The organism is Leifsonia shinshuensis, assembly GCF_014217625.1.
Taxonomy (GTDB): Bacteria; Actinomycetota; Actinomycetes; order Actinomycetales; family Microbacteriaceae; genus Leifsonia; species Leifsonia shinshuensis_A.
Genome location: NZ_CP043641.1, coordinates 2,497,354 through 2,522,127, shown reverse-complemented (window position 1 = coordinate 2,522,127; position 24,774 = coordinate 2,497,354). Strand labels below are relative to the sequence as shown.

Annotated in this window: 28 protein-coding genes; 15 read left to right on the top strand and 13 right to left on the bottom strand. The window is 72.7% G+C overall.

Annotated features, from left to right (window positions below):
* Genes F1C12_RS12080 through F1C12_RS12055 form a run of 6 tightly spaced genes read left to right on the top strand, consistent with a single transcriptional unit; the run spans position 1 to position 7,397 of the window.
* Positions 1 to 975, top strand: coding sequence for a carbohydrate ABC transporter permease (locus F1C12_RS12080; RefSeq protein WP_185275251.1), 975 nt, complete (start codon positions 1 to 3; stop codon positions 973 to 975).
* A complete protein-coding gene (locus F1C12_RS12075) occupies positions 972 to 1,784 on the top strand; it encodes a carbohydrate ABC transporter permease (protein WP_185275250.1) in 813 nt (270 codons plus the stop codon). Before F1C12_RS12080 ends, F1C12_RS12075 begins: the two co-directional genes overlap by 4 nt.
* 55 nt (positions 1,785 to 1,839) lie before the next feature.
* On the top strand, positions 1,840 to 2,646 hold the full coding sequence (locus F1C12_RS12070) for a 6-phosphogluconolactonase (protein WP_185275249.1): 807 nt from the start codon (positions 1,840 to 1,842) through the stop codon (positions 2,644 to 2,646).
* Between the two features lie 35 nt (positions 2,647 to 2,681).
* Positions 2,682 to 3,983 (top strand): family 4 glycosyl hydrolase, encoded by a 1,302-nt coding sequence (locus tag F1C12_RS12065; protein ID WP_185275248.1) that lies wholly within the window; start codon positions 2,682 to 2,684, stop codon positions 3,981 to 3,983.
* Positions 3,984 to 3,985: 2 nt separating this feature from the next.
* The gene (locus F1C12_RS12060) at positions 3,986 to 5,005 is read left to right on the top strand and encodes an N-acetylglucosamine kinase (protein ID WP_185275247.1); all 1,020 of its coding nucleotides are present in this window, start codon (positions 3,986 to 3,988) and stop codon (positions 5,003 to 5,005) included.
* A 43-nt stretch (positions 5,006 to 5,048) separates the two neighbouring features.
* A complete protein-coding gene (locus tag F1C12_RS12055) occupies positions 5,049 to 7,397 on the top strand; it encodes a beta-glucosidase family protein (protein WP_185275246.1) in 2,349 nt (782 codons plus the stop codon).
* A gap of 45 nt (positions 7,398 to 7,442) precedes the next feature.
* On the opposite strand, the gene F1C12_RS12050 is transcribed toward F1C12_RS12055, so the two are convergent.
* Positions 7,443 to 7,586 carry a hypothetical protein gene (locus F1C12_RS12050; RefSeq protein WP_185275245.1) on the bottom strand — a complete coding sequence of 48 codons (144 nt, stop codon included), beginning with the start codon at positions 7,584 to 7,586 and terminating at the stop codon, positions 7,443 to 7,445.
* Positions 7,587 to 7,634: 48 nt separating this feature from the next.
* Between F1C12_RS12050 and F1C12_RS12045 the strand changes: the two genes are divergently transcribed.
* Positions 7,635 to 8,438 (top strand): thioesterase family protein, encoded by an 804-nt coding sequence (locus F1C12_RS12045; protein ID WP_185275244.1) that lies wholly within the window; start codon positions 7,635 to 7,637, stop codon positions 8,436 to 8,438.
* A gap of 14 nt (positions 8,439 to 8,452) precedes the next feature.
* Here F1C12_RS12045 and F1C12_RS12040 read toward each other — a convergent pair whose 3' ends face one another.
* Complete coding sequence (locus F1C12_RS12040; RefSeq protein ID WP_185275243.1) at positions 8,453 to 9,139, bottom strand: hypothetical protein; 687 nt, start codon at positions 9,137 to 9,139, stop codon at positions 8,453 to 8,455.
* 194 nt (positions 9,140 to 9,333) lie between these two features.
* Here F1C12_RS12040 and F1C12_RS12035 point away from each other — a divergent pair, with 194 nt between their 5' ends.
* A complete protein-coding gene (locus F1C12_RS12035) occupies positions 9,334 to 9,771 on the top strand; it encodes a VOC family protein (protein ID WP_185275242.1) in 438 nt (145 codons plus the stop codon).
* Between the two features lie 6 nt (positions 9,772 to 9,777).
* A complete protein-coding gene (locus tag F1C12_RS12030) occupies positions 9,778 to 10,419 on the top strand; it encodes a winged helix-turn-helix transcriptional regulator (RefSeq protein WP_185275241.1) in 642 nt (213 codons plus the stop codon).
* A gap of 72 nt (positions 10,420 to 10,491) precedes the next feature.
* Here F1C12_RS12030 and F1C12_RS12025 read toward each other — a convergent pair whose 3' ends face one another.
* The 3 genes from F1C12_RS12025 to F1C12_RS12015 all read right to left on the bottom strand — a co-directional run bounded on the left by F1C12_RS12025 (position 10,492) and on the right by F1C12_RS12015 (position 12,131).
* A complete protein-coding gene (locus tag F1C12_RS12025; RefSeq protein ID WP_185275240.1) occupies positions 10,492 to 11,028 on the bottom strand; it encodes a dihydrofolate reductase family protein in 537 nt (178 codons plus the stop codon).
* A 65-nt stretch (positions 11,029 to 11,093) separates the two neighbouring features.
* The gene (locus F1C12_RS12020) at positions 11,094 to 11,261 is read right to left on the bottom strand and encodes a hypothetical protein (protein ID WP_185275239.1); all 168 of its coding nucleotides are present in this window, start codon (positions 11,259 to 11,261) and stop codon (positions 11,094 to 11,096) included.
* Between the two features lie 87 nt (positions 11,262 to 11,348).
* Entirely contained in the window at positions 11,349 to 12,131 is a 783-nt protein-coding gene (locus F1C12_RS12015; RefSeq protein WP_185275238.1) for an alpha/beta fold hydrolase, read from the bottom strand.
* 119 nt (positions 12,132 to 12,250) lie between these two features.
* Between F1C12_RS12015 and F1C12_RS12010 the strand changes: the two genes are divergently transcribed.
* Together F1C12_RS12010 and F1C12_RS12005 are read left to right on the top strand one after the other, a co-directional pair.
* Positions 12,251 to 13,273 (top strand): alpha/beta fold hydrolase, encoded by a 1,023-nt coding sequence (locus tag F1C12_RS12010; protein ID WP_185275237.1) that lies wholly within the window; start codon positions 12,251 to 12,253, stop codon positions 13,271 to 13,273.
* 53 nt (positions 13,274 to 13,326) lie between these two features.
* The gene (locus F1C12_RS12005) at positions 13,327 to 14,004 is read left to right on the top strand and encodes a class I SAM-dependent methyltransferase (RefSeq protein WP_185275236.1); all 678 of its coding nucleotides are present in this window, start codon (positions 13,327 to 13,329) and stop codon (positions 14,002 to 14,004) included.
* On the opposite strand, the gene F1C12_RS12000 is transcribed toward F1C12_RS12005, so the two are convergent.
* The gene (locus F1C12_RS12000) at positions 13,982 to 14,404 is read right to left on the bottom strand and encodes a hypothetical protein (protein WP_185275235.1); all 423 of its coding nucleotides are present in this window, start codon (positions 14,402 to 14,404) and stop codon (positions 13,982 to 13,984) included. The two genes, F1C12_RS12005 and F1C12_RS12000, sit on opposite strands and share 23 nt — an antisense overlap.
* 107 nt (positions 14,405 to 14,511) lie before the next feature.
* Here F1C12_RS12000 and F1C12_RS11995 point away from each other — a divergent pair, with 107 nt between their 5' ends.
* Positions 14,512 to 15,699, top strand: a complete 1,188-nt coding sequence (locus F1C12_RS11995) for an MFS transporter (protein ID WP_185275234.1) — start codon at positions 14,512 to 14,514, stop codon at positions 15,697 to 15,699.
* A gap of 152 nt (positions 15,700 to 15,851) precedes the next feature.
* Here the strand turns inward: F1C12_RS11995 and F1C12_RS11990 are convergent, their stop codons facing one another.
* Genes F1C12_RS11990 through F1C12_RS11960 form a run of 7 tightly spaced genes read right to left on the bottom strand, consistent with a single transcriptional unit; the run spans position 15,852 to position 22,478 of the window.
* The gene (locus tag F1C12_RS11990) at positions 15,852 to 17,492 is read right to left on the bottom strand and encodes a sulfatase (protein ID WP_185275233.1); all 1,641 of its coding nucleotides are present in this window, start codon (positions 17,490 to 17,492) and stop codon (positions 15,852 to 15,854) included.
* A complete protein-coding gene (locus F1C12_RS11985) occupies positions 17,489 to 18,184 on the bottom strand; it encodes a RibD family protein (RefSeq protein WP_185275232.1) in 696 nt (231 codons plus the stop codon). Before F1C12_RS11985 ends, F1C12_RS11990 begins: the two co-directional genes overlap by 4 nt.
* Positions 18,181 to 19,209: a lysylphosphatidylglycerol synthase transmembrane domain-containing protein gene (locus F1C12_RS11980; RefSeq protein WP_258046255.1), complete on the bottom strand. Its 1,029-nt coding sequence runs from the start codon at positions 19,207 to 19,209 to the stop codon at positions 18,181 to 18,183. The genes F1C12_RS11985 and F1C12_RS11980 overlap by 4 nt, the downstream gene beginning before the upstream one ends.
* Positions 19,206 to 20,048: an SAM-dependent methyltransferase gene (locus F1C12_RS11975; protein ID WP_185275230.1), complete on the bottom strand. Its 843-nt coding sequence runs from the start codon at positions 20,046 to 20,048 to the stop codon at positions 19,206 to 19,208. Before F1C12_RS11975 ends, F1C12_RS11980 begins: the two co-directional genes overlap by 4 nt.
* A complete protein-coding gene (locus F1C12_RS11970; RefSeq protein ID WP_185275229.1) occupies positions 20,045 to 21,130 on the bottom strand; it encodes a glycosyltransferase family 4 protein in 1,086 nt (361 codons plus the stop codon). The genes F1C12_RS11975 and F1C12_RS11970 overlap by 4 nt, the downstream gene beginning before the upstream one ends.
* Positions 21,103 to 21,501 (bottom strand): 6-pyruvoyl trahydropterin synthase family protein, encoded by a 399-nt coding sequence (locus F1C12_RS11965; RefSeq protein WP_185275228.1) that lies wholly within the window; start codon positions 21,499 to 21,501, stop codon positions 21,103 to 21,105. Before F1C12_RS11965 ends, F1C12_RS11970 begins: the two co-directional genes overlap by 28 nt.
* Positions 21,501 to 22,478, bottom strand: coding sequence for a zinc-dependent alcohol dehydrogenase (locus F1C12_RS11960; protein ID WP_185275227.1), 978 nt, complete (start codon positions 22,476 to 22,478; stop codon positions 21,501 to 21,503). The genes F1C12_RS11965 and F1C12_RS11960 overlap by 1 nt, the downstream gene beginning before the upstream one ends.
* Positions 22,479 to 22,600: 122 nt before the next feature.
* On the opposite strand from F1C12_RS11960, the gene F1C12_RS11955 reads away from it, so the two are divergent.
* From F1C12_RS11955 to F1C12_RS11945, 3 genes are read left to right on the top strand one after another with little or no spacing between them, the layout of a single operon-like run.
* Complete coding sequence (locus F1C12_RS11955) at positions 22,601 to 23,353, top strand: CDP-alcohol phosphatidyltransferase family protein (RefSeq protein ID WP_258045866.1); 753 nt, start codon at positions 22,601 to 22,603, stop codon at positions 23,351 to 23,353.
* Positions 23,350 to 24,111, top strand: coding sequence for an MBL fold metallo-hydrolase (locus tag F1C12_RS11950; RefSeq protein WP_185275226.1), 762 nt, complete (start codon positions 23,350 to 23,352; stop codon positions 24,109 to 24,111). Before F1C12_RS11955 ends, F1C12_RS11950 begins: the two co-directional genes overlap by 4 nt.
* A gap of 56 nt (positions 24,112 to 24,167) precedes the next feature.
* Entirely contained in the window at positions 24,168 to 24,731 is a 564-nt protein-coding gene (locus F1C12_RS11945; protein ID WP_185275225.1) for a YbhB/YbcL family Raf kinase inhibitor-like protein, read from the top strand.
* Positions 24,732 to 24,774 lie beyond the last annotated feature (43 nt).

The window sequence follows — 24,774 nt, the reverse complement described above, 5'->3', positions numbered from 1 at the left end:
ATGACCTCGTCCCAGGTGGTGCAGCGGCCGGAGGCCCCGGCCGCTGCACCGGCGGCCCCCGGCCGCAGCACGCCGAAGCGGGCCCCGCGGCGCACGCTGACGCCGCGGGTGCGCCGCCGCCGCTGGCTCGGGCTCGCCTTCGCGGCCCCCGGCCTCCTGTTCTACGGCTTCGTGGTGATCGTCCCGATCCTGCAGAGCGTCAACTACTCGTTCTACCGCTGGGACGGCGTGACCACGGCCACGTGGGTCGGCCTGAACAACTACATCTCGTTCTTCACCGACCCGGCCCTGGTCGAGTCGCTCGGCCACGTGCTCGTCCTGGTCGTCTTCTTCGCGGTCCTGCCGATCGCGCTCGGCCTGATGTCGGCCGCGCTGCTCGGCCGCGGCAAGCTCCGCGGCGGCGGGGTCTACCGGTGGCTGCTCTTCCTGCCGCAGGTGCTGACCAGCGTCGTCGTCGCCGTGATCTGGAAGCGGATCTACGGCCCGGACGGGCCGCTCAACGAGGCGCTGCGCGCTGTAGGCCTCGGCGACCTGGCCAAGAACTGGCTCGGCGACTTCAACTGGGCGCTGCCCGCGCTCGGCGTCATCGGCACCTGGACCGCCCTCGGCCTCTGCATGGTGCTGTTCGTCGCCGGCGTCGCCGCCATCCCGACCGAGCTCTACGAGGCGGCGCGCATCGACGGCGCCGGCCCGATCCGCGAGTTCTTCTCGATCACCCTGCCGAGCCTCCGCGGCCAGGTCGCCGTCGCGCTCACGCTGACCGTGACAGGCGCCTTGCGAGCCTTCGACCTGGTCTGGATCACCACACAGGGCGGCCCGGGGACCTCAACCACCACGCCGGCGCTGATCCTGTACCGCAAGGCGTTCCTCAACCCGGATGTCGGGATGGCCGCGGCCATCGGCATCATCATCGCGATCGTCTGCCTGGGCGTCGCGCTCGTCATCACCCGGCTCTCCGAGGAGAAGGACGCATGATCTCGCGCACCGAGCGACTGCTCAACCACGCCATCCTCGCGTTCGTCACGGTTCTCGTGCTGTTCCCGGTCATCTGGTTCGTGTTCACTGCGCTCAGCCCCAGCCGGAGCGGCCAGCTCGACCTGCTGAACCTGCACTTCGACAACTTCGTCACCGCGTGGAACGTGGGCGGCTTCGGGTCGGCCATGATCGCGTCGGCCGTCATCACGATCGGCGCCGTGCTCGGCCAGACCGTGCTCGCCATCCTGTCCGGCTTCGCCTTCGGCGTGCTCGGCGTCGCGGGGCAGAAGGTCCTGTTCCCGCTGATCCTGTTCGGCCTGATGATCTCGGCCGAGGTGTTCATCATCCCGCTCTACTACACGTTCCAGTCGCTCGGGCTCACGAACTCCTGGCTCGGCCTGATCATCATCCAGATCGGGATGGGCGTGCCGTTCGGCGTCTTCTGGATGCGGGCGACCTTCCGGGCCGTCCCCAAGTCGCTGATCGAGGCGGCCGAGATGGACGGCGCGCGCAGCTGGCGGATGCTGTGGCAGATCCTGCTGCCGATCTCGCGGCCCGCGGTGCTCACCCTCGCGCTGCTGTCGTTCATGTGGACCTGGAACGACTTCTTCCTCTCGCTGGTCTTCATCGCCGACCCGTCCATCCAGCCGGCGACCCTCGCGCTCGGCGTCTTCCAGGGCCAGCACACCCTCGACGTCAACATGCTCGCGGCCGGCTCGCTGATCGTGGCGCTGCCCGTGCTGATCCTCTACGCGTTCTTCCAGCGCCACTTCATCCGGGGCGTGCTCAACGGCGCGCTCAAAGAGTGACCGGCGCCCGTCCTCTTCTTCCCCTCACTGCACCAGAAGCAACAAAGGAGTACCCATGCGCATCGCGCCCGAAATCCTCGACACGGCCGACGACGTCGGGCGGGAGGCCGCGGTCCAGCTCGCCGACGCGATCGCCGCGGCAGCGGCCGAGGGGCGGACGTTCGTCCTCGGCTGCCCGAGCGGACGCAGCCCGATCGCGACCTACGCGAACCTCGCCGCGCTCGTCGCCGAGCGCGACCTCGACCTCTCCCACGTCGTCGTCGCCCTGATGGACGAGTACGTGGAGGAGGCCGGCGACGGCTTCCGCGCGATCGACCCGGCCCTCCCGCACAGCTGCGTCGGGTTCGGGCGGCGCGAGATCCTCGGCCTCCTGAACGCCGCCGCATCGCCGGAGCACCGCATCCCGGAGGCCAGCCTCTGGTTCCCTGACCCCGCAGCGGAGGCCGGCGAGTACGACCGCGCGCTCGCCGCGGCCGGCGGCATCGACGTCTTCCTGCTCGCCTCCGGCGCCTCGGACGGCCACGTCGCCCTCAACCCGGTCGGCGCCGCCGCCGACACCGTCACCCGCGTGGTGCCGCTCGGGGAGGACACCCGCCGCGACAACCTCGGCACCTTCCCGACGCTGCGCAGCCTGGACGAGGCGCCGCGGTTCGGCGTGACGGTCGGCATCGCGACCATCCGCGAGCTCTCCCGCTCGGTCGTCATGGTCGTCACCGGCGAGCACAAGCAGGACACCGTGCGCCGGCTGGCCGCTGCAGACTCCTACGAGTCCGATTGGCCCGCGACCGTCCTCTCGGAATGCTCCGACGCGCGCTTCCTCGTGGACCGCAGCGCGGCCGAACTGCTGCAGACCACCCGCTGACCTCCCCTCCGACCAGAAAGGCACCACTCACACCCATGGCTTCCATCAAGCTCGTCTACATCGGCGGAGGATCGTCCCGCGGCGCGGGCACCATCGCGTCCATCCTGGAGCACGGCGAGGAGTTCGACGGCTCGGAGATCGTGATCCAGGACGTCGACCCCGCGCGTCTGAAGGCCGTCGAGACCATCGGCCAGAAGATCGCGCAGTCGAAGGGCCTCGACATCACGATCACGTCGACCACCGACCGCCGCGCGGCGCTGACCGACGCGGACGCGGTGCTGTCGAGCTTCCGCCCCGGCAACTTCGCCGCCCGCGCGCTGGACGAGCGCATCCCGCTCAAGCACGGCGTGATCGGGCAGGAGACCCAGGGGCCCGGCGGCTTCTTCATGTCGCTGCGGTCGATCCACATCTACGAGGACATCATCCGCGACCTCGACGCCGTCGCGCCGAAGGCGATCCTGTTCAACTACACGAACCCGGTCAACATCGTCTCGCAGGCGGTCACCCGGTTCACCGACCGGACGATCTGGTCGATGTGCGAGGGCCCGATCGTCTTCCCGAAGACCGTGCTGCGCGCGGCCGGGCTCGATCCCGAGCGCGCGAACGTCGTCATGGCGGGCGTCAACCACAACTGCTGGTCGACCGAGCACACCTACGACGGCCAGGACCTCATGCCGCTGCTCGACGTGGCGTGGGAGACCCGCAAGGACGACCCGACGCTCAGCACGCTGGAGAAGCGGATGCTGCAGCTGGCGGTCACCATGCGCTCGGTGCCGGCCGACTACTTCCAGTACTACTACTTCCGCGAGGAGATCCTGCGCGAGCTGCAGGGCGCACGGACGACCCGCGCCGAGGACCTGCTCGCCGCGCTTCCGGGCTACTGGGAGCACTATGACGAGCAGTCGCAGGCGGCGGTCCCCGAGCTGGACCCGCGCCGGTCCCGCGGCGGCATCCACGAGCTGGAGCTCGCCATCGACGTGATGAGCTCCTACTACAACGACGCGCCTGCGCGCCTGCCTGTCAACCTCCCGAACACCGGCGGCGTGCTGCCCGGCTTCGACGAGGATGTCGTCGTGGAGATGTGGTGCGACGTGGACGGCTCGGGCGTGACCCCGCTGCCGCAGAAGCCGCTGCCGCACGCGGTGCGCGGGCTCGTGCAGCAGCTCGCCGAGTACCAGTACCTGGCGGCGGAGGCGGCCTGGAAGGGCACGCGCGCCGACGGCATCCGTGCGCTCGCCGCGAACCCGATGGTCCCGACGCTGCGCGTCGCCGAGGAGCTGTACGACGAGATGGCGTTCGCGCACCGCGCGTACCTCCCCGAGCGGCTGCTGCGCTGAGCATGGCGGAGCGCGCGGACGCCGGGCCGCTGTACCTCGCCGTCGACGCGGGCAACTCCAAGACGGTCGCGCTCGTCGTCGACGGCACCGGGACCGTGCTCGGCCGCGGTCGTGGCGGCCGCGGCGACATCTACGGGGCGTCGAGCATCGAGGTGGCCGAGACCGCGGTGTTCGGTGCGGTCGCGGCGGCGCTGGACGAGGCGGGGGCGACGGTCGCGGACATCCGGTCCGCGGCCTTCCGCCTCGCCGGGGTCGACTACCCGGAGGACGCCACGTTCTGGGACGAGCGCATCGCCGCCCGGCTGCCGGGTATGGGCGGCTGGAGCGTCAAGAACGACGGCTTCGCCTCACTGCGCCTGATCGACGGCACCGGCGTCGGGCTGTCGATCACGGTCGGCACCGGCCCGGCGGTCGCCGCGCGGTCGGCGGACGGCCGCGAGCAGTGCTCGGGCTGGTACGTGTTCGACGACCTCGGCGGCCAGGGCCTCGGCAACAGCGCGCTCAAGGCGGCCTGCCGTGAGTGGATGGGGATGGGGCCGGCGACGCGCCTCACTCCGGTGCTCTGCGAGTACTACAGCGTCGCCGACGCAGGCGAGCTGCGGCACGTCTTCACGCGGCGCTTCGGCGCACTGCCGGGGACCGAGCTGTGGAAGGCCTCCCGGCTGGTGCTCGAACTGGCCGGGGAGGGCGACGCCGTCGCGCAGCGGATCGTGCACGACCAGGCGACCGCCTTCGTCGGCTATGCGGAGTGGTGCGCCCGGAGCGTCGGCGCCGACTTCGCCGCGGGCGACCTCCCGGTGCTGCTCAACGGGTCGGTCGCGACCTCGGAGCACCCGGCGATGCGGGACGCGATCCTGGTCGAGCTCGCCCGGGTCGCGCCGGGCGCACGGGTCACCGTGGCGGACGACTCGCCGCTGCACGGTGTGGTCCTGGATGCGCTCGCCGAGGGCGGCGTCGCCGTGACGGCTGAGCTGGTCGCGCGCCTCCGGCAGGAGCACCCCGAAGACTTCCTCGCCACCTGACCTCCCGTCACTCACCCCCCGGTTCCCGAAAGGCCCCTCCTCCATGCAGACCCCTCCCTTCGTCGTGGACGACGTCCTCGCCGCCCTCACCCTGGAGGAGAAGGCGTCGCTGCTCTCCGGCGTCGACGACTGGTTCACCCAGGCCATCGACCGGCCGGGGCTGCCCGCGCCGGTGCCCGCGATCGAGGTTGGCGACGGCCCGCACGGGCTCCGCAAGGAGACCGGCGTGGACATGGTCTGGGTGCCGGCGACCGGCTTCCCGACCGCGTCCGCGATGGGCGCCTCGTGGGACCGCGACCTGATGCGCCGGGTCGCCGCCGCGATCGGTGCGGAGGCGCGGTCGGAGGGCGTGCAGGTCGTGCTCGGTCCCGGCGTGAACATGAAGCGCTCGCCGCTGTGCGGGCGCAACTTCGAGTACTTCTCCGAGGACCCCCTGCACGCGGGCGAGCTCGGCGCGGCCTACGTGGACGGCCTCCAGTCGGCCGGCGTCGGCGCGTCGCTGAAGCACTTCGCGGCCAACAACCAGGAGATCGAGCGGACCCGGATCTCCGTCGTCGCCGACGAGCGGACGCTGCGTGAGACGTACCTGCCGGCCTTCGAACGGGTCGTGCGCCAGGCGGAGCCGTGGACGGTCATGTGCTCGTACAACCGCCTGTTCGGCGTGCACGCGTCGCAGAACCGCTGGCTGCTGACCGAGGTGCTGCGCGAGGACTGGGGCTACACGGGCGCCGTCGTCTCCGACTGGGACGCCGTGCACGACCGGGTCGCCGCCCTCCGCGCCGGCCTCGACCTGGAGATGCCGGGAACGCACGGCCGGACGGTCGCGGAGGTCGTGGCGGCGGTCCGCGCCGGCGAACTGGAGGAGTCCGTGGTCGACGCCTCGGCCCGGCGGGTTCTGGAGCTGGTCGCCCGCACCTATCCCGGGGCGGACCTCGTGAACGGGCCCGTCATGGACCTCGGCCACGCGCCGGGCGACCGGCTGAGCGACGCGCAGCTCGACCTCCTGGACGCGTCCGCGCATCACGCGCTGGCCCGGGAGGCCGCGGCCGCGTGCGTCACCCTGCTGCGCAACGAGGCGGCGGTGCTGCCGCTCGCGGAGACCGGCGGCACGATCGCGGTCGTCGGGGCGTTCGCCGAGAACGCGCGCATCCAGGGCGGCGGGTCGTCCGGCGTCGACCCGACACGGGTGGACGTGCCGCTCGACGCGATCCGGGCGATCGCGGGGGAGCGGGTCGTCTACGCGCCCGGGTACGTCGACCTCCCGAAGAACGCGTATCAGGACGACAACGCCGCCGTCTTCGAGGCCCACGGGGTCGCCGAGCGGCCCGCTGTGGCGCGCCGTTCGGAGTACCTGGTCGAGGAGCTGCGGGTCGCGGAGTCCGTGCAGCGGCTCCGTCAGGGCCCGCTGTCCGACCGTGCCAGGCAGCTCATCGAGGAGGCCGTCGCCGCGTCCGCCTCCGCCGAGTCGATCGTGGTCTTCGCCGGCCTCCCGCTCTCGCACGAGCAGGAGGCCAACGACCGGTTCACGCTCGACCTCCCCGCCGACCAGGTCGCGCTGATCGGGGCCCTGGCCGACCTCCGCGACCGCACCGGCGCCTCCCTGACGGTGGTGCTGTCGAACGGCTCGCCCGTGACGATGGACCCGTGGCACGACCGTGTCGACGCCGTCGTGGAGGCCTGGCTCGGCGGCCAGGCCGTCGGCTCGGCCGTCGCCGACGCGCTGTTCGGCCGGGTCAACCCGTCCGGAAAGATCGCCGAGACCTTCCCGCTCGCCGTCGAGGACACCCCCGGCTTCCCGAACTGGAACGGCGACCGCGGGACGGTCGTCTACGGCGAGGGCGTCTTCATCGGCTACCGCTGGTACGACGCCCTGCGCCGGCCGGTGCGCTACCCGTTCGGGCACGGGCTCTCCTACACCGAGTTCGCGTACGGCGACCTCCAGGTGTCGGTCCTCGACCCGGCGTCGGGCGTCGTGCGCGTCACGTGCTCCGTCGCCAACGTCGGCCCGGTCGCGGGCGGCGAGGTGGTCCAGCTCTACGTCGGCGACCCCGAGGCGGAGGTGCGCCGTCCGCTGCGCGAGCTCCGCGGCTTCGAGAAGGTCGCGCTTGCACCGGGCGAGACGGTCACGGTCTCGTTCGACCTGGTGAGCCGGGACTTCGCCTACTGGGACACCGCGGCGACCCGCCCCGACGGACGCTCGGGCCTGTGGCGACGCGAGGGCGGCTCCTTCACGATCGAGGTCGGCGCCTCCTCCCAGGACCTCCGGCTGGCCGCGACGATCGAGCTGCCCGACGACCCGTCGATCCCGCCGCTCGTGCGCGACTCCGACCTGCGGGGCGCCGAGGTGGGTGGAGCGCCGACGTCACGGTTCGTGCAGGGCCACGCCGGCTGAGCCCGCCCGACGGGCCGCGCTACTGGGGCGCCCTACTGGGCCGCCCTACTGGGGCTCCTCCTCCGACTCCAGCGTCTCGTCCGCGTCCACCTCGGTGTCGTCGGTCTCGGTCGCCTCGATCGCGGCCTCCGCCTGGGCGCGCTGCTGGGCTTCTGCGGCGGCCTCCCGCGCGCGTTCGTGTCTGCTCATACGCTCTAGTGTCGTCCGGGAGGGCGCCCTGCGCCTAGGTTGGAGGGGATGAACGCCGACACCCCCATCCCCGCCGCCTACTTCGTGCAGAAGAGCGAGAACGTCTTCACCCCCACCCCGCACGCCGGCGGTGCGTGGGCCGACGACGAGATGCACTTCAGCCCGCTGGGCGGCCTGATCACGCACGCGATCCTCCGTCACGCGGCGGCCTCGGACGGCCCGTCGCTGCAGCTCGCCCGGATCAGCTTCGACATCCTCGGCTTCCTCGCCCTGGACGAGGTGCAGCTGTCGGTCGAGACGATCCGCCCCGGCCGCACGATCGAGCTGGTGGAGGCGACCGCTGTCATCCACGGCCGCACCGCGGTGAAGGCGCGCGCCTGGCTGCTGTCCGCGTTCGACACGGCCGAGGTGGCCGGTGGCGCCGCCGGGCCGCTGCCGTCGCCGGAGACGGCGACCCCGTGGTCGATGATGGAGGCCTGGCAGGGCGGCTACGTCGCCTCCCTCGACACCCGCGCCGTGCGCTCGCCCGAGGCGGGCCGCGCGACCGTCTGGCTCTCGACCGGCTGCGAGCTCATCGAGGGCGTGTCCGTCGACCCGGTGACGGCGTGGATCACGCTGGTCGACACGGCCAACGGCGTTGCGGTGCGCGAGCACCCGACCCGCTGGATGTTCCCCAACGTCGACCTGACCATCCACCTCCACCGCGCGCCGTCGGGCGGCTGGCTGGGGCTGGACACGGAGGTGGTCTTCGGGACGACGGGGCTCGGGATCACGCGGTCCGTGCTGCACGACCGGGAGGGCGCGGTGGGGTTCGCGGAGCAGGCGCTGACGGTGCGGCGGTTGACGGAGTAGGGGTGCGGCGGCGTCTAAATGACGCAGCTGCCTGAGGTGAGGACATCCCGCTGCCTGGCGAGAGCGTCGTCGATCCGGTGACTTCCGGCGATGTATCCGGACACTTCAGCATCGATATACCCCGCGCACTGGATGATCTTGTCGCGCATGCTCGTCAGATTCATGGTGTAGATCGGTTCGTGGTGCGCGATCCGATTGCGGAACTTCCTGATGCCGTCGAGCTGGGCGTGAAGTTCCTTGCGGCTCACTCCGCCGAGATTCCCGAACGCATGCCGAAGCCTCGGCTGCCAGAGCGCGGTTTCGTAGCTCAAGCGCCGGTCACGGGACACGCCTGGCCCGGTGAGGCCGACCCAGAACCCGAAGGTGGACGCGCCGACCACCTGATCGGGAGTCGGTTCACGTCCGGTTCGATCGAACAGGCGATTGATGGTCGCCTGCAGGACCGAGGCCTCGCGTTGCGCCAGATTGACGCCGTCGTACCACCAGTCATCCGACCGCCCGTGACGCAAGGCATCGTGGATGCTGTTCCGCAGCATGATCTCGAGGACCCCGATGGGTCCCCAGAATGCGGTCGACACCTCGATGTTCCAGGCGTAGAGCCGGATCGCAAGCCGATGGTGCCCGTCGTAGCGGTTCAGATACCGACGGAATCGCGGCTCGCTCAGTGATGCGGCGAAGGCGGGAATCGTGTGCGGATCCATCGCCCGACCCTATGAGACCAAGAAGCCCCGGGAGTCCGATCAGATCGAATAGTCCCGGGGCGCAACAGAGACAAAGCTACCAGGTGGCTGCGGCTCACGTCGCGCCGAGTCTCTCGAATTCACCCCTTGACTAACCCACTTGTTTTTTGCAAGTATGACCTCATCATCACCCGACCACGAAAAGGGAGCCAACGATGTCCATGATGTTCGTCAACCTGCCGGTGACCGATCTGGAGCGCGCTAAGGCGTTCTACGAGGCCGTCGGGTTCACCATCAACCCGCTCTTCACCGACCACAACGCCGCGTGCGTCGTCGTCGACGAGGACCACAACTACTTCATGATCGTCACGCGCGAGTTCTTCCAGACCTTCTCCGACCGCCCGGTCGGCGAGCCGTCGAAGACCGTGTCCGTGTCGACCTCGATCATGCTCGACAGCCGTGAGGTCGTCGACGCGACCGTGGCCGACGGGATCGCCGCCGGCGGCGTGGAGGAGCGTCCCGCCGCCGACTACGGCTTCATGTACCAGCGGCAGCTCGCCGACCCGGACGGCAACATCCTCGAGTTCGGCTGGATGGACCCCGTCGCGGCGCAGCAGGGTCCTGAGGCGTACTTGAGCCAGCAGCAGGCCTGAGGTCCGATGGTCGCGCGCGATTACGGGCAGTACGACGGGATCACGCAGGCCCTGGAGCTCGTGGGGGAGCGCTGGGCGCTGCTGATCGTCCGCGACCTGCTCGTCGGGCCGCGCCGCTACGGCGAGCTCGCCGCGGGGCTGCCCCGCATCCCGAGCAACATCCTGGCGGCGCGGCTCAAGGAGCTGCAGGCGGCCGGCGTCATCCGCCGGGCACCGCGCTCCCGCATCGTCCTCTACGAGCTCACCCCGTACGGGCGGGAGCTCGAGCCGGTCGTGCTCGCGTTCGGCGCCTGGGGGTTCAAGGCGCTGGGGGATCCGCGGGCCGAGCAGATCATCACCCCCGACTCGATGACCATGTCGCTGCGCACCGCGTTCCAGCCGCAGGTCGCCGCCGAGCTTCCGGCGACGGCCTACGGCGCCCGGTTCGGGGACGACGGCCTCCTCATCCACGTGGAGGGGCCGCGGCTGGAGGTCGCCCGCGGCGACGGTCCCGCCGACCTGGCGTTCGCGAGCGGGCCGGACATCCGCCGGCTCATCTCCGGCGAGCTCACGCCGGAGGCAGCGATCGACGCCGGGGTGGTGGAGGTGATCCAGGGCCCGCGCACCCTCCTCACCCGCTTCGCGACCACGTTCCACCTGGCCGCATAGCGGTCGACGCCGGCCGATTCGTGCCGAATGTCCTGATTCACTGCGCCACAGGCGACATTCGGCACGAATGCGTCAGTTCAGGACGCGGTAGCCGACCATCAGATACCCGGTGGACGACACTGACGACGCGATCGTCTCGAACCGCATCGCGGGCACGCCCTCCAGCAACCGCCGTCCGCCCTCCGCCACACCGGGCGCGATCACGAGCCGCAGCTCGTCGACGACCCCGCCGGCCAGCAGCGCCTGCGCGACCGTGATGCTGGCGTGCACGCCGATGTCGCCGCCGTCGCCTTCCTTGAGTCGTCGGGCGAATTCCACGACATCTCCCTCGATCGCCGTCGCGCCCGACCACGCGGGGTCGAGCGGCGCCGACGTCGCGACGTGCTTGGTCACCCCGTTGATGAAGTCCGAGAACGGCTGGATGTCGCTGCCCGGCCAGTACCGCGCCCATTCGTCGTAGCTGCGCCGGCCCAGGATGACGGCGTCCTGCGTCGCGATCACGGCGCCGAGGTTGGCGTCCATGTCCTCGTCCCAGTCCGGGATGAACGCGTCCGGATCCTCCGCGACACCGTCGAGCGACACCAGTTCGTAGACCACGATCTTCCGCATGCGACGAACGTAACCGGTCGGGCGGGTGCGCAGAAGCGGGGTAGCGGACGAACGGGGGAACCCGTTCAGGCCGCGCGGCGGGTGCGCCGGCGTGTCCGCCGATCAGTCCGGCCTCGTGCGGCGGCCAGGTCGGTGACCCGAGCCGTCGCGGCCGGCGTCTCGACCCGGATCAGCGGCGCGCACGCGCGTTCGCGCATCCAGACGGCGGTGCAGGTCACGGGCTGACGGCTCACGACGTGAGACGGTATCCGGACAGGGCCGGCAGGTCAACCGGTTCGGGCGTGTTTCGCCCGGTCCGTCACCCGTTGGTCTCGCTCTGTTCACCCAAGGAAAGCCTCCACCCGTTCCGGCCAGGTGTCCGCGTCCGCGGCGCTCTCGGCGACGAACAGCTCCGAGCCCGGGATGAGTTCGTGCAGCCGTTCGGCGGTCGACAGCGGGTGACCCGCGTCGCCGGCCCAGGGGAGCAGGAGCACCGGCATCCGCAGTGTCGCGATCCGCTTCGGGCTCGGCAGGTCGGAGAGCGCCGCGCCGCGCAGCACGGCCGGAGCCGTCGCGGGCTGCAGCTGCGGCTCCGGTGTGACACCGCGCTCGGCGAGCACGGGCGGCAGCGCCAGCGCGGATGCCGCCATCAGCGACATGAGCGCGTCCCAGCCCTGAGTCTCCAGCAGGTCCGCCATCTGGCCGTAGATCGCGGCCTGGGCCGGGCGCGTCTCCCACGCGGTCGGCGGGAGGCCGAGAACGAGTCGTCGGAAGCGCTCCGGATGCCGGACGGCGGCGGTGAGGATCGTGCCGGTGCCCATCGAGATCCCGACCGCGTCCACCGGCTCGGTCTGCCCGACCGCGTCGAGCACGGCGAACAGGTCGTCGGCGAGCGTCGTCCAGCGGTAGCGCTCTGGATCGTCCGGCCCCGCCGAGCGGCCGTGGCCGGCGGCGTCGTAGCGGACGAGGCGGCGGCCGTGCTCGGCGAGCCGGCGGAGGTCGAGCAGGTCCAGGTCGGCGTCGCGGCTGGAGGTGAGGCCGTGCGCCTGCAGCACCGTGGGTCCGTCGCCGGTCACGTCGTAGCTCAGCGCGGCGCCGGCTCGGGAGAGGGTGAGGTCGGGCATGGGGGCTCCTTCCTGCGTGCGACCGCGGGAGGCTGCGCACATCGGTGGTCATGGTATTCCCGGGGTCCGACGGCGCCACGCTCGTGCCGCGGCCACCCGGCCCGCCGCACAATGTACGCATGCAGCAGCGGATCAGCAGGCTGACGACCGAAGGCGGCGCCGAGCTGGCGTACGCCACGACCGGCTCCGGCCGCCCGCTGCTCTACGTGTCGGGGTGGGTGAGCCACCTCCAGCTGAGCTGGGAGATCCCGGAGGAGCGCGCCTACTTCGAGAGTCTCGCGCAGGGCTGCCTGCTGGTCAGGTACGACCGCGCCGGGTGCGGGCTGTCCGCGCCCTCCGGACGTGCGCCGTCGCTGGAGTTCGAGTTGGAGGAGCTCGACGCCGTGGCCGTGAGCGCCGGGCCCGCGCGGTTCGACATGATGGGGTCCTCGATGGGCGCGCCGATCGCCGCGGCGTGGGCGGCGGCGCATCCGGAGCGGGTGCGGAGGCTGGTGCTCTACGGCGGCTGGAGGTCCGGAGCCGAGCTGTCGCCGCCGAGCGCGCGCGACCACATCCTCGCGCTCGTCGAGTCGCACTGGGGCCTCGGGTCGGACGTGCTCACCGACATCTTCGCGCCGGACGCCCACGCGACGACGCGCGAGGAGTTCGGCCGCTACCAGCGCGCCTCCTCGGACGCGGCGACCGCCCGAGCGCTCCTGGAGCTCAGCTACCGGCTCGACGTCGGCGAGGTCCTCGGCGGGGTGCGCGCGCCGACGCTCGTCGTCCACCGGGACCGGGACCGCGCGGCGCCGCTCGCGCAGGCCAGGGAGCTCGCCGCCGGCATCCCTGGCGCCGAGCTGGTGGTGCTCCCCGGCCGCTCGCACCTGCCCTACGCGGGCGACCCCCACGGACTGGTGGCGACGGTGCGCCGCTTCCTCGGCCTCCGGGCGTCGCGCCGCGGGGCCGGGAGCCTCACCGAACGTCAGACGGAGGTCGCGGCCCTCATCGCGGACGGCCGCACGAACCGCGAGATCGCGGACCGCCTCGGCATCGACGAGCGCTCGGCGGAAGGCCACGTCGAGCGCATCCGGCTGCGGCTGGGCTTCCGCTCACGGGCGCAGGTCGCAGCGTGGTACGCGGCGCAGAAGGAGGGCGCGCGCTAAGTGGGGTACTTCCCCGCCTGACCCCGCGACCACGGTCCGGGAGGCTGTCCTCCATGACCCGACTCACCCTCCCCGCGTCCGCGGCCGCCTTCGAGCAGCACCGCTTGCGCGGCCCTTTCAACGCCGCCTTCTTCCGCGTCATGGACCCGTACATCGAGCACCACCTCCGCCCGCACAAGCAGCGCGCGTTCGCCGGCCTGCCGCGCGAGGTCGTCGAGCTCGGCTCCGGGGTCGGCGCGAACCTCCGCTACCTCCCGCCCGGCGCGGCCCTGATCGCCGTCGAGCCGAACCGGCACATGCACGCCCGCCTGCGGGCCGCGGCCGTCCGAGCGGGTGTGCGCCTCGACCTCCGCGAGCGCCTGGCCGAGAGCACCGGCCTCCCCGACAACAGCGTGGACACGGTCATCTCGTCGCTCGTGCTCTGCACCGTCCTCGACCCGGACGCCGTGCTCGCCGAGGTCCGGCGCATCCTCCGGCCGGGCGGCGCCTTCCGCTTCGTAGAGCACGTGGCCGCGCCGGACGGGACGCCGACCCGCGTGGCGCAGCGGCTGGTCCGCCGGCCGTGGGCGTGGACGTTCGAGGGCTGCTCCTGCGAGCGCGACCTGGAGGGAGCCCTCCGCGCCGCTGGCTTCGCGAGCGTGGAGGTGGAGCGCTACCGCGTGCGGACGGCGCTCCTGCCGTTCAACACGCAGATCGCGGGGGTGGCCGTCACGCCACCCGCGTCCTCCTGAACGCGGCGCCCGAGGTGATCGCCAGCACCACGATCCCGATCGCCTCGATGATGACGGTCTCCGGGACGAGGGTGAACGTCCACACCTCCCTGATGCCGAACAGGCCGACCGTGAGGGCGAGCAGGAGGGCCGCCAGACTGGCGATGAGGAACAGCAGGCTGAGCAGGGTCGCGAGGCGCAGCCAGGCGCCGCGCAGCACCAGCATCCCGATCGCCAGGACGAAGGCGGCGACCGCGTTGAGGACGAACAGCACGCCGAGCAGGCCGCCGACGCCGTCGAAGATCAGGAACAGATGGATCCCGCCGACCAGCACGAGCACGATCGCGCTCAGGATCCGCATGAGCCAGATCGGCCCCTGGCTGCTCCGGCTGGTCCGACTGCTCTGGATGCTCTGGGTCATGGCACTCCCCGCTTCCTTCCCCGGCCTCCACCGCTGAAGGCCTCATGGGGAACACGAACGAGGCCCAGTATCGGTTCAATCGGGGGCGCGGGGCTAGCATCGCAACCATGCCTCACGCGTCGGACTGGACCCCGGGGACGGTTCGCGAGGCGGCGGGCGGACTCGTCGCGCTGACGGTCGCGACGTTCCTCGCCGTGACGACCGAGATGCTGCCGGTCGGGCTGCTGCCGGCGATCGGCGACGACATGCGCGTGTCCGACTCGGTGACCGGGCTGCTCGTCACCGTCTACGCGTTCATGGTCGCCGTGCTCGCGGTGCCGCTGACGCTGTCGACCTCCCGGTTCTCCCGCAAGGGGCTGCTGCAGGCGACCCTGGTCGCGTACACGGTGAGCAACCTCGTCGTCGCGGTCGCGCCGAGCTTCGGCGTGCTGGCGGCCGGGCGCGCGTTCGGCGGGATCGCGCACGCGCTGTTCTTCTCGGTCAGCATCGGGTACGCCTCTCGGCTCGTGAAGTCCGCCTTCACCGGGCGGGCGCTGGCGCTCGTCACCGCGGGAGCCGCGGCCGGGTTCGTGCTCGGGGTGCCGCTGTCGACCTCCCTCGGCACGGCGCTGGGCTGGCGCGCGGCGTTCGGCGTGCTGGCGGCGGTGTGCGCGGTCACGGTCGTCATCGTCGCGCTGCTGCTGCCGGCGGTCCCGGGAGGCGGCACAGGGCACACCGGGGAGGGCGCGGGCGCCCGCCGGGTGCGGCTCGGGATCGTGTCGACCACCAACGCGGTCGTGTACCTCGGCCAGTTCACGGTCTACACGTTCGTGTCGGTGATCCTCCTCGCGACCGGTCTCCCGGCGGCCGGGGTCGGTCCAGTGCTGCTCGGGATCGGCGCGGTCGGGCTGGTCGGCACCTGGTTCGCCGCCGCGACGCTGGACCGGCGGCCGCGCGCGACCGTGCTGATACTGCTCGGCGCCGTGACCGTCGGGCTGGTCGGGGTCGGGATCGCCTTCCCGGCGCTCGCCGGGGTGCTGGTCACCGCGGTGCTGTGGGGCGCGGGGTTCGGCGGGGTGGCGTCGGTGTTCCAGACGGCCGCGATCCGCACGCGCGGCGCGACGCCGGAGGTCATCGGCGCGCTCGTGAACGCGACGGCCAACATCGGGATCGGCGGAGGGGCCGCCGTCGGCGCCGTGGTGCTGGCCGGGCCGGGCCTCGGCTGGCTGCCGTTCGCGGGCGCCGCGCTGGTCGTCGTCGGGCTGGTCGTCATCCTCATCGCACGCCGCTCCTTCCCGTCCTCCCCGGATGCGTGACCGCCGTCGCGACATTCGTGCCGAATGTCGCGAATGCCGCCGCCGTTCACGACATTCGTCACGAATCGCGTTGAGGATTCCGCGGTCATTCGTGCCGAATGTCGCGAATGCCGCCGCCGTTCACGACATTCGTCACGAATCGCGCGAGGGGCTCACGGCCCGTACGCCGTCAGGAAGCGGTTCCGGAAGGCGTCCATCCGCCAGACGGGGGCGGTCGCGGATGGCAGCAGTCCGGGTTGCCAGCCCCACGAGGCGATCCGCCGGGTGACGGCCGGATCCTTCGCGATGATGCTGATCGGCACGTCGTGGTTCGCTCCCGGACCGCTGACGATCGTCGCCGGCTGGTGGTCGCCCAGGACGACGAGCACCAGGTTCGGGTCGTCGAACGTGGTCAGGAAGGAGATCAGTGAGCTCATCGTGTACTGGATCGACTGGCCGTAGAGCTGCTGCACGTGGCGCGGGTCCTGCCAGACGACGCTCGGCGGGAGGCCCTCCGCCGGCTGCGGGTCGTAGACCGAGCCGTCGCCGAGCTGGTCCCAGGGCAGCACCTTCGGCAGCGGCGTCCACGGCGTGTGCGACGAGACCAGGTCGATCTCCGCCATCAGCGGCTGGTGCGGGACCGCGAGTTCGTGCTGCTGGAAGTAGGCCCACGTGTACTGGTCCGGCACCTGCGCGTAGCTGAAGCTCGGGCCGCGGTAGCCGACGTTCTTCGCGTTGAGCTCCTGCTCGTAATGGTAGAAGGACGTCCCGACCGGCCACGGCTTCGAGTCGGAGGGGACATCGCTGACCGTCCGCCAGCCCGCCTTGCGGAACGCGGCGGCGAGCGTGAAGCGGGTGCCGGAGGTGACCTGGTCGTAGCGCTGCTGCGAGTCGATCCACAGCCCGCTCTGCAGCGTGGAGTGGGCGAGCCAGCTGATCCCGCCGAACGTGGACGAGGTCAGGAAGGCGCTGCGCTCGGTATAGCCGTGCGCGGCGAGGGCGGCGTTCCCGTTCCGGAGGACGGCGTCGACGCCCGGCGAGAAGGAGGTGCCCTGCACGGCGACCTGCCCGTAGCTCTCCACGAAGGCGATGACGACGTCCTTGCCCTTCAGCCCAGTGAGGAGGTCGGAGGCCGGCAGCTTCGCGTACGGGTCACTGGAGGCCGCGTGATCGAAGACGGCCTGGTCGCGCGCGGCCACCCGCACCTGGTCCACGGTGGAGGCCGCGGCCGAGAGCCCGTCGGCCGCCGCGACCGGCTCGCCGGGCACGAGCTGGAGGCCGACGAGCGCGAGGACAAGCCACCCGGCCGTGACGGCCGACGCCCCGATCAGGCTCGGCCGGCGCCGCGGCGCGAGGACGCGCGCGAGGTGCAGCAGGGAGGCGGTGATCGCGGCGACGAGCCCCGCCGCTGCGAGGGCGACGAGCGCCAGGAGACCGATCGCGCCGGCGGTCCCGGTGGAGTCGCGGACCACGCCGTAGCCGTCGACCAGCTCCGACCATCCGCTCACGACGTCGAACGGCCTCCCGACCGTCGCCTCGAACACCCGGTCGAGCGCGGAGACGATGGTCGCGAGCACGAGGAGCAGCGCGATGAGGATCGCCAGGGCCCGGCGCGCCCAGGGCCATGGGAGCAGGAGGAGCACCGCCAGGGCGAGCACGCACTCCAGCGGGACGCGCACCAGAGCGAGCGCCGAGTCCGAGGCGATGAGGCCGGGCGCGAGCGAGGCGAGGAAGAGGGTGAGGGCGGCGAGGGTGGTCGCGACGACGCTCCAGACCCCGCGTCCGCGCGGCGGGCCCCGGCGTGCGCTGGTCACGGGAACCCGCCGAACCGGTCCGACAGCGCGTAGCGCAGCAGCACCACATCCCCGATCGGCCGGGCCTCCACGAGCGCGGCGCGCTTGTCGCTCGTCCAGGGGAACGCGCCCTCGCCGACGAAGCGCGGCGCGGCCGGGTCGCCGACGAAGAACGGCGCGACCGCGAGCTGGAGCTCGTCGGCCAGGCCGTCCGCGAGGAACTGGGTGAGCGTGGACCCACCGCCCTCCACCATCACCCGGCGCACGCCGCGCTCGCCGAGGTCCGCGAGCAGGTCCGCCATCCGCACGCCGTCGCCGAGCGGCACGACGGTGGCGGCGTCGCCGAGCAGGTCCGCCAGCCGGGCCTGCCGACCGCTCGGGCAGTAGACGAGCTTCACGGTGTCGCCGAGGGTGAAGAAGTTGGCGCCAGGGTCGAGGTCGCCGGTGGAGGTCACGGTCGCCTTCCACGGCGTGCGGCATTTGCCGGAGCGCTCCCGCCGGTCCTGGCGTTCGGCGCTGCGGACCAGCAGCCGCGGGTTGTCGCGCCGCACCGTCCGCGCACCCACCAGGATGACGTCGTGCCGCGCGCGGACATCGTCCACGCGGTCGAAGTCGGCGGCGTTCGACAGCGCGAGCTTCGGCGGTCTGGCGGTGTCGAGGTAGCCGTCGAGGGAGATGGCGCAGCTCACGGTCACATAGGGTCGCTCGGTCATGCCCGCATCCTCCTCCGCCGGATGAGCGCGGTGGACTGCACGATCAGCGCCGCCGGCGCGAAGCAGACGAACGCCAGCACGCCGTACAGGGTGGCCGCCGAGACACCGGCCGCTGCGCCGAATCCCGCCATCGCGAACGCCCAGCCGGCAGCGCCCTCCCGCGGACCCCAGCCGCCGAGGTTGACGGGGATGGAGGCCGCGAGCAGCACGACGAGCCCGAGCGCGAGCATCCGCAGCGGCGGGACGTCCGCACCGACTGCGACGGCGGCGATCGCGAACGTGCCGAGGTGGCACGCGCAGACGATCACCGACGCGACGACGGCCTGGACGCAGACCGCCGCGGAGCCGAGACCCTCGCGGACCTCCCGCAGCTCACGCGTGAGCGCTCGCCGGACCCGCCGGCTCGCGAGCGCCGCGGCAGCGCCGCCTCCGATCGCGACCACCAGTGCGACGCCGAGGATGGGGAGCAGCACGCCCACGAACTCCATCCCGACGACGGCGAGGACTCCGACGGCGAGGACGACCTGCACCGCCTGGCCGAGCAGCCGCTCCACTGCGACCGCCCGGGCGGCGGCCCCGAGCTGGTCGGCGCTCCGGCCGTGGTCGACCGCGCGCTGGACGTCGCCGAGCACACCGCCCGGCAGCACGGTGTTGACGAACTGGGAGCGGTAGTACATCCCGACCGCGGTGGACCAGGCGAGGCCGACGCCGAGCCGTCCGGCGATGAGCCTCCAGCGCCAGGCGGCGGCCGCGGTCGCGATCCCGGTGAGGGCGAACGCGGCCGCGACGGTCGGCGCGTCGAGGCTCAGGAGGCCGTGAACGAAGGGTCCGGTGCCGACGCGGGCGACGATCGCGACGAGGATGGCGACGGGGAGGAGGATGCGGAGGGCGATCCGGGCGGCGGGGTGCGCGACGACGCGGCGGAGGCGGGATGCCGCGCGGCCGGTCGTCGCGGGGCTGGCCGTCGCGGGGCCGGGCGTCGGGGTCGCCACCGCCTCCTCTGCCGCGCTGAGCCGGGCGGTCATCTCGGCCACGCCAGCACGTCGAGGTGGTACACCACTGCGGACAGTCCGCCGTGTCGCTGCTGTTCGCGGCGCAGCGCCCGGTAGTCGCGGGCCTGATCGAGCAGCGCGCGGTCGCGGTCGGCCTCGGCCTGCTCCACCGCCGCGTCGGCCCAGCCGTCGAACCACTCGCCCAGCAGCCGCGGGTCGCGCCCGTCGAGCCGCCACGTCGTCAGCGCGGTCCGGACGTGCCAGCCGGCGCGCTCGAAGAGCCCGCGCACGATCGGCGCGCCGAACCGGCCGAGCAGGCGACGCCCGTCGACCTCGCGGCGCTGATGCTCGTTGAAGGCCCGGGCGAACCGGATGTCGCGCCGGTCCCACGGGCGCAGCTCGACGTCCCCGGTCACGCTGAGCGGCAGGAACGCGGGAGCGCCGGCGGCGAGGCACGCGTCCACGATGGCGTGCGCCTCCTGGGCGGTCACGACGTCGAGGAGGGCGGAGGCCGTGACGAGATCGGCGCCGGCCAGGTCGGCGGACGCGAGCCGGTCGAGCGGGGTGACGCGGGGGGCGACGGCGACCGGGCGCCCCGCGCGGTCGCGGGGAGGCTCGGCGTCGGTGGCGTGCGCGGTGAGGCCGGCGTTCCAGTCGTGGAGGATCCAGGCCTGCGGTCCAGGGAGCTGCGGCGCGAGCCAGCGCATCATCGAGCCGGTGCCGCTGCCGAGGTCGTGGACGGTGAGCGGGCGGGTGCGGGCATCTCCGGCCAGTCCCGCCGCCAGCCGCGCGAGTCGACGCGAGCGCGAGCGCGCGTCCTCCGCCTCCCGCAGCGCGAGCCAGTCGGCGCTGACCTCCAGCACCCCGGTCATGACGGCACCGCCTCCGCGCGCAGCCCCTCCATCGCGGCAGTCCGCAGCGCGGACGCCACCACCGCGGTCGCGTCCTCCCAGCTCCGCCCGGCCTCCCGGGCCTCCAATGCCGCCGCCTTCAGGGCGTCACGCCGGGTCGCGCTCGCCCACCACTGCTGCAGCACCACGTGCAGCGCCCACGGGTCGTCCGGCGGCACGATCATCGCGGCGTCCGGCCGTGCGATCGCCTCCGGGATGCCGCCCACTCCGGTGGCGAGCACGGGGACGCCGTGCGCCAGCGCCTCGGCCACGGCCATCCCATAGCTCTCGCTGCGCGACGGCAGCACCACCAGGTCGGCCTCCCCGTACGCCGCCGAGAGCGCGTCCGGGTCGAGGACGCCCGCGAAGCGGATCCGTCCGGTCAGCCCGGCGGCGTCGATCACGGAGGTCAGCGCCTCCACGAATCCAGGGTCGACGTCGAGCGAGCCGACGAGGGTGCAGGTCCAGCCGTCGCGGTCGGCGAAGCCGGCGAGCGCGCGGAGCAGGAGGTCCTGGCCCTTGTGCGGCGCGACGGCGGCGACGCACAGCAGGCGGCCGCCGTCCTCGGACGGCGTGGTCGCGGGCGCCGGGTCGACGCCGGGGTGTGCCACGACGATGCGGTGCGGGTCGGCGGCGTCCTGTTCGAGGAGTTCGGAGCGGGTCCACGCGCTCGTGGCGACGATGCGGCGCGCGGAGCGGAGGGCGGCGAGGTCGCGGTCGCCGAGCATCCCGTCGCCCGTGGCGGTCGGCGCGGCCACCATGTGCGCCAGCACCACGACCCGCAGCCGCGACCGGTGGGCCACCAGCGCCTCGGGCTCCCGGGCGACGAGGAGGCCGTCGACCAGAGCGAGCGCCCCCTCCGGCAGAGCGGCCAGCGCCCGGGCCGTCCAGCCGGCGCCGCGGCCGGTGACCAGCATCATGTGCACGCGCCAGCCCTCCGCCCGGAGCCCGTCGCGGACGCGCTGGTCGTAGCGGTTGCCGCCGCTCACCCGCCGCGGGTCGTCGATGGTGTCCGGCACCAGGAAGTAGACGTCGGTCACAGCGGCCTCGAATAGCTCGCCCACGCGATGTGGGACTCGTGGAGGGTGACGGCGATGGAGGTCAGGCCGGTGGCGCGGCCGAGCGAACCGTCGGCCGCCGCGGCCGCGAGCCGGTCGGCGATCGCCCGGCACAGCACCTCGGTGGTGGTGTTCATCCCGGCGAAGGCGGGTTCGTCGTCCAGGTTGCGATAGGTGAGCGAGCCGGTGATCTCCGCCAGCGCAGTCGTCGCCCGGCCGATGTCGACCACCACACCGTCCGCGTCGAGCTCGTCGGCGCCGAAGGTCGCGTCCACGACGAAGGTCGCGCCGTGCAGGCGCTGGGCGGGCCCGAACGCCTCGCCGGTGAAGCTGTGGGCGACCATGAGGTGGTCGCGGACCGTGACCGTGAACGGCATCAGGCGTCCCTCCAGACGATGGTGTGGCAGAGCTCGGAACCCGGGTCGGCCGCGAGTCGCGCGAGGACATCGGGCAGCTCGCGCCACGACGAGGAGCCGGTGAGCAGGGCGTCGAACGCGGGGTCGCGCAGCAGGTCGAGCGCGAGCGCCAGCCGACTGGTCGTGCTGAGCTGTTCGCGGCGGCTCGGCGGCACGACGCCGACCTGGCTGGACCGGATCGTCAGCCGGCGGGAGTGGAAGTCCTCCCCGAGCATCAGCGACACGGGCCGGTCGCCGAACCAGCTGGCCTCGACCACCTCGCCCTCGGTGACGACGGTCTCCAGCGCGAGGCGCAGGCCGGCCTCCGACCCGCTGGTGTGGATGACGATATTCCGGTCGTGCGGCGCGGCGTCCGGTTCGGCGAAGGCCACGCCCAGCCGCTCAGCGACCTCGCGGCGCGACGGGTCGACGTCGACCAGCACGACCTCCGCCCCCGGGACGCCCCGGGCCAGCCGCGCGACGCAGCAGCCGATCATCCCGGCCCCGATCACCGTGATCCGGTCGCCCACGAGCGGCGCGGCGTCCCACAGCACGTTGACCGCGGTCTCCACCGCGCCCGCGAGCACCGCGCGCTCGGCGGGGACGCCCTCGGGCACCGGGTTCACCGCGGCGGTCGAGACGACGAAGGCCGACTGGTGCGGGTACAGGGTGAACACGGTGCGCCCGGCCAGCTCGGCGGGCCCCCGCTCGACCACGCCGACGTTGAGGTATCCGTACTTGACCGGCGCGGGGAAGTCGCCCTCCTGCCACGGCGCCCGCATCAGCGCGTACTGGCTCGGCGGCACGCGGCCGTTGAACACGGTCGCCTCGGTGCCGCGGCTCACCCCGGTGAGCAGCGTGCGGACGACCACCTCCCCGTCGCCGGGCTCCCGCAGCGGCTCGGTCCGGAGGGCCCCGACGCCGGGCTCCTCGATCCAGAACGCGGTGCCTTCGAGCACGTCCAGCTCCTCTCGCGGCGGCCTCCTGGGTTCGGGCCCCTGTGAACCATCCGTGCACACGCTGCGTGTTAAGGCAAGATGCGGCAGCACACGGTGCCGTTCCCCAGAGACACGAGGCTCACGTGAAAAGGGTTCAACTCGCAGCGGTCGGCTGGGCCGGCGCGGGCCTCGCGCTCGTCCTCCTGATCGGACTGCTCTCGGTCGAGTGGTGGATGACGCCGCTGCCCGCGTCGGGCTGGGCGGCTGCGGTCGCCTACCTCCTGGTGTCGAACACGCTGCTGATCCGCGGCCTCCAGCGCCGCCGCTCGGAACGCTTCGGCCCGGCCAACATCGTCACCTCGATGCGCTCGACCCTGGTCGGCGTCATCGCCGGGCTGGTGGTGGCGTCCTTCACCGGGGCGGTGCCCGTCCCGCTGCTGGTCGGACTGGTCATCCCCGCCCTCGCGCTCGACGCGGTCGACGGATGGGTCGCGCGTCGCACCGGCAGCACGAGCGAACTCGGCGCGCGGTTCGACATGGAGGTGGACGCCTTCCTGCTGCTGGTGCTCGGCGTGTACGCGGCGCCCTCGCTCGGGCTCTGGGTGCTGGCGATCGGGGGACTCCGGTACGCCTTCGTGGCGGCGGGGTGGCTGCTGCCGTGGCTGCGGGCGCCGTTGCCGTACCGGTACTGGCGCAAGGTGGTGACGGCGTACGCGGGGGTGGCGCTCGCGGTGGCGTGCACGGGGGTGCTGCCGATTCTGGACACGGTGCTCGTCGCGGGGGCGCTGGCGTTGCTCGTGGAGTCGTTCGGGCGTGACGTGCTGTGGCTGGTGCGCGAACGGCGGAGGACGGCGGCGACCCGGGAGGCTGAACCCGTTCCTACGATGGAGTCGTGACCACTTCTGCGACCTCCCGCGTCCTCTCCCTCGGCGGCCCCAGCCTCCTCGTCGAGTACGGCGGAGCACGCTTCGCCGTCGACCCCACGTTCGACAGCGCGGGTGAGTACCCGATCGGCTCCCGCACACTCACCAAGACCACGGACGCGCGCGTCCGGCCCGGCGACCTCGGGCCCGTCGACGCGGTGCTGCTCTCGCACGACCAGCATCCGGACAACCTCGACCGCGGAGGACGCGCTTATCTGACGACGGTGCCGCTCGTCGTGACCACACCGCTCGCCGCGGGCCGCCTCGACGCGACGAGCCGCGGCGTGGCGCCGTGGGAGTCCGTCGCGATCGGCGGAGTCACCGTCACCGCGGTCCCCGCCCAGCACGGGCCGGACGGCACGGAGTCGGCCACCGGCCCGGTGACCGGGTTCGTTTTGGAGGCGCACGGCTCGCCTACGGTGTACCTCTCCGGCGACAACGCCTCATTGCGCCTCGTGGCCGAGATCGCCGGACGGTTTCCCGCGATCGAGGTCGCGGTCCTGTTCGCCGGGGCAGCCAGGACGCCCCTGGTCGACGGGAACCTGACGCTGACCAGCGCAGAAGCGGCGGAGGCCGCCCAGCTCCTGGGCCGGCCGCGCGTGCTCCCCGCGCACACCGAGGGCTGGGCGCACTTCACCGAGAACACCGACGACTTCACGGCCGCGTTCGCCGCGGCGGGGCTCGGCGACCTTCTGCTGGACAGCACGCCCGGCGCCTGGGCGTCGCTCTGACGTGCGTCCTCTAGGCTGACCATCCACCCACTCGCACTCCGGAAGGCACTCCCACCATGCCGAACCCCATCGGACGGGCGCTGCGCGATCGGCGCGCCGGGCACGACAAGATCGTCTGGCTGCGGGAGGGGTTGCAGGCCCCGGAGTCGTTCGTGCTGACCAGCCCGGCCTTCGCCGATGGCGCCCCGATCCCGGAGCAGTACCGCGGCCGGCTGTTCGGGCAGGATCTGTCTCCCGCGCTCGAGTGGACCGCGCCGCCGGTCGCCGCCGAGGAGCTGGTGCTCGTCGTGGAGGACCCGGACGCCCCGCGCGCCGAGCCCGCCCTCCATACGATCGCGCGCGGCATCGACCCGGCGCTCGGCGGACTGCCGGAGGGCGCGCTGGCCCGGAAGGGCGCGCCGGCCGGGATCGCCTACGGCCGCGGCTCGCTCGGCTCCCGCGGCTGGCACGGACCGATGCCGGTGCCGTCGCACGGGGCGCACTTCTATGTCTTCCAGTTGTTCGCCGTGGATCGCCGGCTCGACCTCCCCGACTCGTTCGGGCTGGACGACGTCGTGCGCGCGATGAGCGGCCACGTCATCGCGCGCGCCCGGCTCGATGGGACCTACGAGAACCCGTGACCTCCGAGCACTCGGAGGACGCGACGAACGCCCCTGCCCGCGA